Origin of the sequence: Arthrobacter sp. H41 (assembly GCF_000520535.1) — a bacterium.
In the GTDB taxonomy this organism is placed as follows: domain Bacteria; phylum Actinomycetota; class Actinomycetes; order Actinomycetales; family Micrococcaceae; genus Arthrobacter_D.
Genome location: NZ_KI914813.1, coordinates 6,894 through 17,987, shown reverse-complemented (window position 1 = coordinate 17,987; position 11,094 = coordinate 6,894). Strand labels below are relative to the sequence as shown.

Annotated in this window: 11 protein-coding genes; 4 read left to right on the top strand and 7 right to left on the bottom strand. The window is 65.1% G+C overall.

The genetic code is table 11. The annotated features are described in order from the left end of the window. Positions 1 to 91 precede the first annotated feature (91 nt). The 4 genes from Y705_RS0112565 to Y705_RS19765 form a co-directional block, all read right to left on the bottom strand. Positions 92 to 913, bottom strand: coding sequence for a F510_1955 family glycosylhydrolase (locus Y705_RS0112565; protein WP_343212763.1), 822 nt, complete (start codon positions 911 to 913; stop codon positions 92 to 94). Between the two features lie 210 nt (positions 914 to 1,123). Beyond that, positions 1,124 to 1,762 carry a DUF305 domain-containing protein gene (locus tag Y705_RS0112560; RefSeq protein ID WP_026533105.1) on the bottom strand — a complete coding sequence of 213 codons (639 nt, stop codon included), beginning with the start codon at positions 1,760 to 1,762 and terminating at the stop codon, positions 1,124 to 1,126. 130 nt (positions 1,763 to 1,892) lie between these two features. Further along, positions 1,893 to 2,414, bottom strand: coding sequence for a hypothetical protein (locus Y705_RS0112555; protein ID WP_155850067.1), 522 nt, complete (start codon positions 2,412 to 2,414; stop codon positions 1,893 to 1,895). 88 nt (positions 2,415 to 2,502) lie between these two features. After that, positions 2,503 to 4,671 carry a copper-translocating P-type ATPase gene (locus tag Y705_RS19765; RefSeq protein ID WP_049822715.1) on the bottom strand — a complete coding sequence of 723 codons (2,169 nt, stop codon included), beginning with the start codon at positions 4,669 to 4,671 and terminating at the stop codon, positions 2,503 to 2,505. Between the two features lie 201 nt (positions 4,672 to 4,872). Here Y705_RS19765 and Y705_RS0112545 point away from each other — a divergent pair, with 201 nt between their 5' ends. Further along, the gene (locus Y705_RS0112545) at positions 4,873 to 5,280 is read left to right on the top strand and encodes a four-helix bundle copper-binding protein (RefSeq protein WP_026533103.1); all 408 of its coding nucleotides are present in this window, start codon (positions 4,873 to 4,875) and stop codon (positions 5,278 to 5,280) included. Positions 5,281 to 5,904: 624 nt separating this feature from the next. On the opposite strand, the gene Y705_RS0112540 is transcribed toward Y705_RS0112545, so the two are convergent. Further along, positions 5,905 to 6,672, bottom strand: a complete 768-nt coding sequence (locus Y705_RS0112540; protein WP_026533102.1) for a hypothetical protein — start codon at positions 6,670 to 6,672, stop codon at positions 5,905 to 5,907. A 397-nt stretch (positions 6,673 to 7,069) separates the two neighbouring features. Then, on the bottom strand, positions 7,070 to 7,426 hold the full coding sequence (locus Y705_RS0112535) for a hypothetical protein (protein ID WP_026533101.1): 357 nt from the start codon (positions 7,424 to 7,426) through the stop codon (positions 7,070 to 7,072). A 97-nt stretch (positions 7,427 to 7,523) separates the two neighbouring features. Here Y705_RS0112535 and Y705_RS19760 point away from each other — a divergent pair, with 97 nt between their 5' ends. Together Y705_RS19760 and Y705_RS0112525 are read left to right on the top strand one after the other, a co-directional pair. Continuing rightward, entirely contained in the window at positions 7,524 to 8,924 is a 1,401-nt protein-coding gene (locus tag Y705_RS19760; RefSeq protein ID WP_049822714.1) for an MATE family efflux transporter, read from the top strand. A gap of 69 nt (positions 8,925 to 8,993) precedes the next feature. After that, positions 8,994 to 9,398 carry a hypothetical protein gene (locus Y705_RS0112525; protein WP_216698793.1) on the top strand — a complete coding sequence of 135 codons (405 nt, stop codon included), beginning with the start codon at positions 8,994 to 8,996 and terminating at the stop codon, positions 9,396 to 9,398. A gap of 70 nt (positions 9,399 to 9,468) precedes the next feature. Here the strand turns inward: Y705_RS0112525 and Y705_RS0112520 are convergent, their stop codons facing one another. Continuing rightward, positions 9,469 to 10,014: a CGNR zinc finger domain-containing protein gene (locus Y705_RS0112520; RefSeq protein ID WP_026533099.1), complete on the bottom strand. Its 546-nt coding sequence runs from the start codon at positions 10,012 to 10,014 to the stop codon at positions 9,469 to 9,471. Positions 10,015 to 10,105: 91 nt separating this feature from the next. Between Y705_RS0112520 and Y705_RS19755 the strand changes: the two genes are divergently transcribed. Further along, positions 10,106 to 11,094: EamA family transporter (locus tag Y705_RS19755; protein WP_444826189.1), on the top strand; the 989-nt coding region annotated here is incomplete at its 3' end.

The window sequence follows — 11,094 nt, the reverse complement described above, 5'->3', positions numbered from 1 at the left end:
ACCTTCCAGACCGGAACCCTCACCTGGACCCCCACCACCGGCGTGGCGTCGCGGCGGTAGACGCGCGTCCAAGGATGCTCAGGGAAGTCCATCAGGTGGCGGCAGCCAGAGCGGTGAAGGATTGGCCGTTATCAGTGGAGACCTGCACACCTGTTCCGGTGGCAACCCACACCCGCAGGGTTCCGTCGTTGGTGCTGGTGGCGGCGATTGCTGCCGGCTCACCGTCGATGGTGCCGCGCGCCTGCCAGGAAATGCCGGCGTCGTTGCTGGTGTGGATCCGGCCGTCGGGGGTAATCCCTACAGCGTCATCGCCGCTGAATGTCGTGAACATCAGTAACGGGCTTCCGGGGACGTCGGCCCAGGTTCGTCCACTGTCCGTCGACCGGAGGAGACCGTCTTCCGTTGTCGCGAGGACCACGCCTCCGGTGGAGGCTCCGGCGAGGTTATAGGCAGGGATATCGGTGGTGGCCGGTTCCCACTGTTCCTTGTTCGTGGAAACGAGGAGTCTTCCGTCGTGACCTACGAGTCCGTCATCGGTCGCCGCCAGTGCGTGGAAGTCGGATTCGCCTTGCCGGGACACTGGTTCCCAGGTTTGCCCGGCGTCGCTGGACTGGATGAGACCCACGGGATTTGGCAGATTCGTTCCTGGGCCGGGATGCCCTGAGGCGAACAGGGTCCCGTCGCCGGCGGTGGTGAAACCCATCAGATCGATCGTGGGGCCGATCTTGACCGCCGGTTTCCGGGAGACATCGAACAGGCCGTCGTGCGTGGCCAGCAGGACCCGGTTGGTTCCGGGGTCCACGCTCATGCCGTGGATATGTCCGGTCGGGTAATCACTGGAAGTAGGGGCGGCTGGTGGTTCGACCGTGCCTGGTGTTGTCGCGGAGCATGCGGTCAGCAACACGGAGCCCATTGCGAGAACCATGAGCTTTCGCGCGGTGCGATACCGCAGCGGGGCGCCGGCGGAGGATCTTCTTGACAACGCTCGGTCGGGGTTGGGAATGTTACAACGAGGAGGCATGGCGGAAACGATCTTTCTCGGCAGGAAAAGGCGTGGAGAGAGTGCCTGGGTAGGGTCGGGGCAGCCCCACCCAGGCGGAGGTTCTGGAAAACCGCAGGTCGGTCAAAGGTTGGCGAGCAGCGTCTCCATCTCCTGGATTTCGGCCTGCTGCGTCTCCACGATGGTTTCGGCCAACTCACGTGCTTCAGGATTCTGGCCATTGTCGATCTCGTCCTGGGCCATGCTGACAGCACCCTCGTGGTGGGCCGTCATGGACTCAAGGAACATGCGTGACGCCTCGTCGCCTTCAGCCGCCTCGAACTCGGCCATCTGGTCATCGCTCATCATGCCCTCCATGCTGCCCATGCTATGGCTTTCCATGCCACCATCCGGTTCCACGGACTCGTCCCAGGCTTCAAGCCAGCTGGTCATGGTCTCGATCTCGGGTCCCTGGGCGTCCTTGATTCTGGTCGCAAGGTCGGTGACCTCGGGGCTGATGCTCTCCTTTTCGAGCAGAATGTCGCTCATCGCCACCGCTTGCTGGTGATGCGGAATCATCATCTGCGCGAACATCACATCTGCGTCATTGTGCTCCATCGAGACAGCGGTATCGGGTTGGGCGTCGGTCGCGGCGGGACTCCCGCTTGTGCCGGCCGTCGCGCTGGAGGCCGGAGCCGGCGTTGTTCCACTATCGGTGCCACACCCGGCGAGGGTGATCACGGCGGCAAGGCTCAGTACAGGAAGGGAGAGGTAACGCTTCATGGTGGTGCCATCCTTCAATGATTGATTGCTGGTATCAGCTGCCGGCCCGTCGAAGGGGCCGTAATACGCGCAGGCGGAGGCAGGTGCCCGGCATGCGATAAGTACTCCCGCAGTAATGGGGGTGCGTATTCTAGGTGCGGCTGATGCAGAGGTAAGTCAGTGAAGGAGTAGGGGCGGGGCGGAACTTCCAGCTCACGGCGGGTGGACCGCGTCGAAGGAGTGTCGTTGCGAGGGCACGGCCGACGGGGGTCGACAGGAGCAGTGCGCCCATCAGGATCAGGGCCAGCACGCACATACCCAGGGACATGCCATCCGCGTCGCAGCCCCCTGCGCACACGGCGGCCATGGTGTGCTCCACGGAGGCACCCGCGAGGGTGATTGCAGCAACCACAGTCTGGGTGGGATTCGCAGAAAACTGAACCGCAGGGCCACCAGAATGCGCGTGTGGAATCGCATCAGCATGCGCTGCCGTAGTCAGCGCGGCCACGCTGCTGGCCGCGGGTGGGTCGGCCAGATGGTGGCTGGTGGACCCATGCCCGCCCATCCACACATGCATGGCGAGGATTCCGGCAATAACGAAGGTCAGACCGAGGAGCGTCAGGACAGCGCGCGGCACGACGACGGCCTCACGCACTGCGCTGCGCCTTATCACCGTCGGAATCCTTTCCATCGCATTCTGCCTTTCCACCCTAACGAGGAGTTGTGGACTGTCCCAATTGCCGGGCTGGTCCCGGCCTCCGTCAAGGAGCGCTGATGCGTGCAGGGTCGAGGTCGATCCGACGGAGCAATTGCGCGTTCAGGGCGACGACGATCGTGGAGATGCTCATCAGGACTGCACCCACGGCCGGGGAGAGCAGGATCCCGGCAAATGCGAGGACACCGGCGGCGAGGGGGACGGCCAGGACGTTGTACCCGGTGGCCCAGATCAGGTTCTGGATCATTTTCCGGTAACTCGCCCTGGACAGATCGATCATCGCCAGGACGGACCGTGGATCATTTCCGGCAAGGACCACACCGGCGGATTCCATGGCGACGTCGGTGCCTGCACCGATTGCGATGCCCACCTCGGCCCACGCCAGGGCTGGAGCATCGTTGACGCCGTCGCCCACCATCGCGACTTTCAGGCCGCGGGACTGCAGCTCGGACACCTTCGTGTCCTTGTCCTGGGGCAGGACGTCCGCGAACACTTCATCGATGCCGAGTTCACGGCCGACGACGTCCGCGACCTGCCGTGCGTCGCCGGTGATCATCGCGACTTTCACGCCGCGTGCCTGCAGCGCCTTCACGGCGTCCCGGGATTCCTCCCGCACCCGGTCCTCAAGCCGGACCGCGCCGATGACACTCCCGTCGCGGATGACGTGCAGGACGGACGCCCCGCGTCCTACCCACTCCTGGACGGCAGGGTCGATGGTGGACGGAGTGGCCAGGCCGATTTCCTTCAGCATGTTCGGCCCGCCGACGGCGACGTCCAGGCCCCGCACAGTCGCCCGCACCCCGCGTCCGGTCATCGAGGAGAAGCCGGTGCCGGTGTAGGAAAGGGCTGCCGCCTCGGGGTTTTCCCGGGCTGCGGTGACGATAGCCCGCGCGACGGGGTGTTCGCTGTCGGATTCGGCAGCCGCGGCGAGGGCCAACAGTTCGGCCTCGCTGACGCCGTCGACAGTGGTCACGGCGGTGACGGCGTGCTTGCCTTCGGTGAGGGTTCCGGTTTTGTCGAACAGGACGACGTCGATGGTGCGCATCCGCTCCAGGGCGATCCGGTTCTTGATCAGGACCCCCGCCTTGGCGGCGCGTTCGGTGGAGATCGCGATGACCAGGGGAATGGCCAGGCCCAGGGCGTGGGGGCAGGCTATGACCAGGACGGTCACCGTGCGGATCACTGCATCGTCAGGGCTTCCCAGCGCCAGCCAGGCGATGAAGGTGATGATCCCGGAGCCCAGGGCGAAGTAGAAGAGCAGGGCAGCGGCCCGGTCCGCCAGGGCCTGCGCCCGGGAGGAGGAGGCTTGCGCTTCGGCGACCAGGCGCTGGATCCCGGCCAGGGTGGTATCCGATCCGACGGCAGTCACTTTCACGCGGACCGCGTTGTCGGTGGCCACGGTACCGGCAACCACTGTCTCCCCGGCCGTCCGGGACACGGGCCGGGACTCCCCGGTAATCATTGCTTCGTCGAACTCGGCTGTGCCTTCGGTGATGGTGCCGTCGGCTGGGACGCGGGCGCCGGAGCGGACCAGCACCACATCCCCGGCAATCAGGGAGTTGACCGGCACGGTTTCGACGCCGCTGTCGGTGATTTTTTCGGCCTCGTCGGGCAGGAGGGCGGCCAGGGCGTCGAGGGCGCCGGCTGCGGAGCCGAGGGCCCTCATTTCCATCCAGTGGCCCAGCAGCATGATGACCACCAGCAGGGCGAGCTCCCACCAGAAGTCGAGGTCGAAGCCACCGATGCCCAGTGTCGTCACCCAGGACGCAACGAATGCCACCGTGATTGCCATCGCGATGAGCAGCATCATCCCGGGTTGCCGGGACTTCAGTTCGGTGAGGCCGCCCTTGAGGAACGGCGTGCCGCCGTAGACGAAGATGATCGTTCCCAGGACCGGGGCGATCCATGTCGAGCCCGGGAACTCGGGCGGCATGTAGCCAAGGAGCATGGTGAACATAGGGCTGAACGCGACCACCGGGATCGCCAGGGCCAGGCTGACCCAGAACCGGTCCTTGAACATGGCGGTCGAGTGGCCGGCGTGCTGTCCATGGTCGTGGACCTGGTGCTCGTCATCGACCGGGTGATGCTGATCTCCCAGTGCCGAGGAGGGGTCATCCTCCGGCATCGCCTGGCCGTGGGTTCGCTCATCCGCTGGCCCTTGGTGCATATGCCGGGCTGGGTGTGTTGCGTGGTGGCCGGATGCATTGTGTGTCATGTCGAACCTTCCTTTCTGCATCTGAAATTATACCCCCGGGGGGTATATGTCAACAGGGTGGGTGATATTCGCTCATCCGTCTGGACCCTCGCGGGTACCCGGCACTTGCCGTTAGCGTGGAGGTCAGGGACGGGCCGATGTCCATCGGCGTCAAACCCTGTGCACCATCAGTGGACAAACCGACGGAGAAGGAGCAGATCAATGACACACCTCACTTCCATGCTCGATACGTACCCGAAGGACCTGGGGAGCATCGACCGGCAGAAGCTCGCCGAGTGTATTGCGGCATGCTTCGAATGCGCACAGGTCTGTACCGCATGCGGGGATGCCTGCCTGAGCGAGGACATGGTCGCAGAGATGGCCAAGTGCATCCGCACCGACGCGGACTGTGCCGACATCTGCACCACTACCGGCCGGGTCCTTTCCCGGCACACCGGCTACGACGCCAATATCACCCGGGCGATCCTGCTGGCCTGCGAAGTAGCGTGCAAGGCATGCGCCGAGGAGTGCGAGCAGCACGCCGACATGCACGAGCACTGTCGGATCTGCGCCGAGGCCTGCCGCCGCTGTGAAACCGCATGCCGCGAGCTCGCCGCAACGCTGGGCTGACCCTCCATCCCGAACAGGCATTGCAAATTTCGCATCATGGTCACAGCGATATGCGTCCTTGGGGTTCATCGTTTTGACGTGGCGATCGGTCATGCATTCTGGGGACGGTGCGCCGCCGTGATCCAGGGCATACAACCGGAACGCGCCATCTGCGTTGATGCTCAGATGAGGTGATTCACCGCGGGTCCGTCTCGGGCAACCAACAATCTGACTACGAGATTCAGGGCCTTTTTTCCACAGCGACAACCTGAAGAAAGACCGTGGGGCCCAACCACATCGACAAGCACGCTACTACTTCCCCCGTGGCCTCCAGGGCACCGATAACTGGGGCTGCAGACCTCAGGCTGTCTATGCGGATATCCGCCAGTAATGCGATCACCGTCGCGTCGACCGCATGTACTTCCGAGATGTATCACCAAGGAGTCGGTAATGCGCAGGCCGACGCCGGTACGCACCGCGGGTGAAAGGTGCAGCCGCGTCGAGCCGTTTCACTGCAACCTCTACGCCGCCGGGTACAGGGAAAGCAGAAGGGCAGTCGCTTCCGCCGGAATGCGGAAGCGACTGCCCTTGGCCTTATGCGTCATTGACTCGGGTCGTTGACGCGGCTGTGGTTCTTAGCGGTCTCTAACTCATGCGACGGCGTACCGCGAGAGCTCCACCGGCTGCAGCCAGGAGGCCGCCGCCTGCCAGGGCGATCATTCCCATGTCGTTGCTACCAGCGGTTTCAGCCGCTGCCGTGACGGTGGCACCGGTGTCGGCGCCTCCGACGGGCTGCATCTGCAACGGTCCGCACAAAGCTGGTGCGGTCGCGGCCAAAGGCAATTCAGGAGCCAGCGAGCTCATTTTCTCTGTGGCAGCTGCAGGCTGGTTGGCCGGGTCCAGACCGTGAACCACAACGACGCCGGTCCCTGCCTCCAGTGCGTCCTGTGTTTCTTCGTTCAGCTCGAAGGTTTCCTTGTAGGTGAAGCTGCTGCCGGTGGGTGCCACCGTGATATCGGTCGCGGTCTCAGCGCCCTTGGGAGCGTCCCCTGTGGAAAGGGTCGTCCCGATCATGCCGTAGAACGGTTGTCCTTCAGGGGTATCAATGATGCCGTCACCGTTGGTGTCGGCATCAGGGGTTGGGCAGGTTCCCTGCGCACCGATATGAATGTGCTGAACATGCGGGTAGGGGGCGTCCATGAAGGTTTCGGCCAGACCGGATGCCTCCACGGTGACCGTCGCTTCGGCTCCGTTGACGTCGATCCAAACCTCGCCTGTCGCGCCGCTGTTATTGATCTGGTTCAGCGTTGTGGAGTATGAACCTTCAGCATGATCGGCCATCGCCGGCGCCGCGGCCATCGTCGATAGACCAAGCGCGACAGCAGGTGCCAGTAACAGGGTTTTCTTATTCATCAGAGTTGCCTCCTCATAAATTTACGAGCTCAAATCTTAAGCTCGGATTCTGGTGACTCGGTGTACGGCGCTTCACGGCGGCTGCACGTTTTCTGCTGCCCGTCCGCCGCTGCCAGATACACACCACCTCCTTCGAGGGTGCCAAAGTAGTACCCAGGCTGGCTAGTAAGCAGACTGATCGTTATTGCCTCGTGATGTTCTTTATGCGTCCCCTCTGACCGGCCGCAAGTCACGTGGACCGCAGACCTTCCCCGCCACGCGGGGGAGCTGTCGAATTACATGACATTGCGGGACCGACGGCCTGACCATGCGTGCGGAAGGCTCAGGGGGCGCACCCGCTGGTAGCGATCGAATGACTATTTGACGTCCAAGGCGGCTACTCCACCCCGAAGGAAAACTAGTCCCGGCGATTGCCGCCATCGTCGTTCCGGTACCGCAGGGGATTCTCCCGCCACGGCTTCTGGTCCTTCGGAGCCGGCTGATAGCCGGGGCGCAGGAGCGGCTCGTCAGGATCATCCTCGGCGCTGGGGGCGCGGGTGCGGTCCCGGTGGGTCAGCCAATACCCCCTCGCCAACAGACCGCCGGCAGCAAGGATGAGCACCACGCCGATCGCAAACATCAGGGCGGTCCCCGACGGGGCCGGCTGGCCGGAGGATGCGGATCGTGCAAAATCCGACACAGCCTGGGGCACGAAGAGCGTGCTGAGGAACAGGAGGAGACCGGCGGCGACGTAGTGTTTCACACCGGTTTTCATGGGTCCCCCTGGAGTTGACGCCCGGAAGGGCAGGTTCCTCAAGCTTAAACGATTCCCGCGGATCGTCCGGCCCGAGACCGGCTTATAGGCTGAAGCTGTGAGCGATACTGCACTGGGAAGCCGGCACCTCAGCCGCACCATCCTCCGGCTTGCCGTGCCCGCCTTCGGCGCGTTGATTGCCGAGCCGCTGTTCCTGTTGGCGGACTCGGCGATCGTGGGCCACCTGGGGGTGGAGGAGCTCGCCGGTGTGGGGCTTGCCGCGACGGTGCTGCAGACCGCCGTCGGGCTCATGGTGTTCCTTGCCTACTCCACCACCCCGGCTGTCGCGAGGCTGCTCGGTGCCAACCGGCTCCCGCAGGCACTTGCCGCCGGTCGTGACGGCGTCGGCCTGGCGTTGGTCCTGGGCATCGGGCTGTCGGTGGCCGGGTGGATCAGCGCTCCCGCGCTGGCGTCAGCCATGGGAGCCGACGGAGAAGTGCATGCTTTCGCCGTCGACTATCTGCGCTTCTCGATGCCGGGTCTCACCGCGATGCTCGTGGTGCTCGCAGCAACCGGCGTGCTCCGCGGCCTGCAGGACACCACCACCCCGCTGGTGGTGGCGGGAGTGGGGTTCGGCGTCAACATCGCTTTGAACTACCTCCTCGTCTACGGAGCGGGGATGTCGGTAGCGGGCTCCGCCCTCGGCACCAGCATCACGCAGTGGGGCATGGCAGTGGTCTATCTGGTGATCCTGGTCAAGGGACTCCGCGCATCCTCGGTTCCACTGCGTCCCTCATTACGCGGCGTCCGTACGACGGCGTCGGTGGGATCATGGCTGATGCTCCGCACGGCGAGCCTGCGCTTCGCGATCCTCGCCACAGTGTTCGTTGCGACGGCGCAGGGCCCGTTGTCCCTTGCGGCACACCAGCTCGTCATGACCGTCTTCACCTTCCTCGCCTTCGCCCTCGACGCGCTCGCCATCGCCGCTCAGGCACTAATCGGAAAGGAGCTGGGTTCGGGCAACAAGCCGCTGGCCCGGGCACTGACGCGGCGCATGGTGGTGTGGGGCCTCGGCTTCGGGGCTGTAACCGGAGCGCTGCTCGCCGTTGCCGCACCCTTCGCCGGCTGGATCTTCACCACCGACGAAAGTGTCCAGTCGGCCTTTGCGGCAGGTCTGTGGATCCTCGCCGTTTCGCAGCCTGTGTGCGGGCTGGTCTTCGTACTCGACGGAGTCCTCATCGGCGCGGGCGACGCGCGGTATCTGGCGCTCGCCGGCGTCATCAACCTGGTGGTCTACCTTCCGCTGCTTGCTGCCGTCTACAGTGCGAACCTTACGGGCAATGCGGGGATCGCCTGGCTGTGGACGGCGTTCGGCCTCGGCTACATGGCAGCCCGGGCGCTTACCCTGGGCTGGCGGGTCCGGAATGACGGGTGGATGATCACCGGCGCCGAGCGCCGCACCGGAGCATCTGCCGCCAGCGAATACGGTGCGCCGGCAGCGGGCGACGCCGTAAACTAGGAGGGTCTGTTCTACCAGTTGTAGAAACTGGAGAAGCGATCGAGGAAAGCACCACCGGAAGGAATGCACGTGGCCAAGAGCCAACCGGGGAAACCCACGCAGGGCAGGATGCGCTACGGCGTCAAGGGGCCGCTCCTGTTCTCAGCGGTGCTGGGCCTTGTGGCCGGTGGAGCGACGGCGATCTTCGCGACGGGCGGCGGGAGCAGGGAGTTCCGGCTGGATCTCGGCCTGACGGCCGGCGGCATCGCCTTCATCGCCTCGCTGGTGATCTGCGCGATGCTCATGATGGCTGAAACCCCGAACGCCGAGCACCTGGGCAAGGGCTCCGGCGTCAACCGCTCGTCGGCCAACCCCGACAGGCCCGCGGGCACGCCGTCAACCGCTTCGCGGAACGGCGCGGATCCCGATCCTGCCCGAACCGATCCTGATGAGCAGCCGCGCTACGGGCAAAGGCTGCCCGGCAAGGACGCCTGACGCCCTTTCGATCGCGGCCGCGATTCCCGGGCAGCAATGCCGGTGACCTTCCACCCGCCACAGCGCCCACCTATGCCGAGCCGGCCTTCCGCGCCCGGTAAGCCTTCACGTGCATCCGGTTGGCGCAGTTGCCGGTGTCGCAGAACCGCTTGGAGCGGTTGCGGCTGAGATCCAGCACCACGCCGTCGCAATCGTCCGCCGCGCAGCTCCGTAGGCGGTCCAGTTCGTGGCTGCGGATCACATCGATCAGCGCCATCGCAGCCTCGGTGGCCATCCGCGCTTCAAGGGGAGCCTCCGGCCCGGTCGCGTGGAGGTGCCAGTCCCAATCGTCGTGGCGCACCAGTTGAGGCAGCGCGTCGGCTCGGCGCAGAATGTTGTTCACGCGCCCGACGGCGTCGTCCTCCGGCGCGAACCAGATCACTTCCAGCTCGGCACGGAGGGCCCGGACGGCGTCGAGCTCCTCCCGGGTGTGCCTGCGCGAGCCCGAGAACTTCTGCTCGGTGAGGAAAGCGTCGAGCTCGGTCAGCGTGCACAGCTGGTCCGGGTTCTCTTTTCCCGTGTTGATGAGTGCCGCCGCAGAGACGAGGGCAACCTCGGTGTCATGAGTGAATGACATGTTGACTCCTGACGATGCCGGGCGTTAGTGTCACTACCATAAGCACCCGACGGTTCTGACACCTAATGGCGCGCGGACCCGCATAGTAAGGATCAGCCCTGTGAACACACGCGCCGCTTCAGGCCTCTGGATCGCGATGCTGTCCGCTGCCACCTTCGGGATGTCGGGCCCCTTCGCCAAGGCGCTTTTGGAGATCGGGTGGAGCCCGGGAGCCGCCGTCGGGGTCCGGATCGGCGGGGCGGCACTCGTGCTGCTCGTGCCCGCCCTCATCGCCCTGCGTGGCCGGTGGTCCACGCTGCGGGGCAATGCGCTGACGCTCACCATCTACGGAATGACGGCGATCGCCCTCTGCCAGCTCTTCTACTTCAACGCGGTGGAGCGGCTTTCCGTGGGCGTGGCGCTGCTCCTCGAATACCTCGCCCCGGTGCTGATTGTCGGCTGGCTGTGGATCCGGTCCCGCAACGCACCCCACCGGCTCACGGCCGCCGGGTCGGTGGTGGCGATCCTCGGACTGCTGCTGGTGCTCGACCCCGCGGGCGACGTACGGCTGGACCCCATCGGCGTGCTGTACGGACTGGCCGCCGCCGTGTGCCTCATGGTCTTCTTCCTGATGTCCGCGAAGATCGACGATTCACTGCCGCCGCTCGTGATGGCCGGCGGTGGGATGGTGATCGGCGCCCTCACCATCCTCCTGCTGGGACTGACGAACGTCATGCCCTTCGAGTTCGCGTTCACCGACGTCACCATCGCAGGGTCGCAGTTCAGCTGGCTGGTACCCGTGGCGGTGCTCGTGCTGATTTCCACGGTGGCGGCGTACGTCACCGGAATCCTCGCGGCCCAGAAACTCGGCTCCAAGGTGGCATCCTTCGTGGCACTGACCGAAGTGGTCTTCGCCGTGGTCGCGGCCTGGCTGGTGCTCGGGGAGCTGCCCGGGCTCATCCAGCTCCTGGGCGGCCTGCTCATTGTGGCCGGCGTGGTGTGCGTCCGGGTGGACGAACTCCGCTCCAAAGCAGGCGACGGGCCGCTCGACGGCGGCGCGGACGGGCCGCAGGGCGGGCAGCACGGGATCGATTTGGCGGG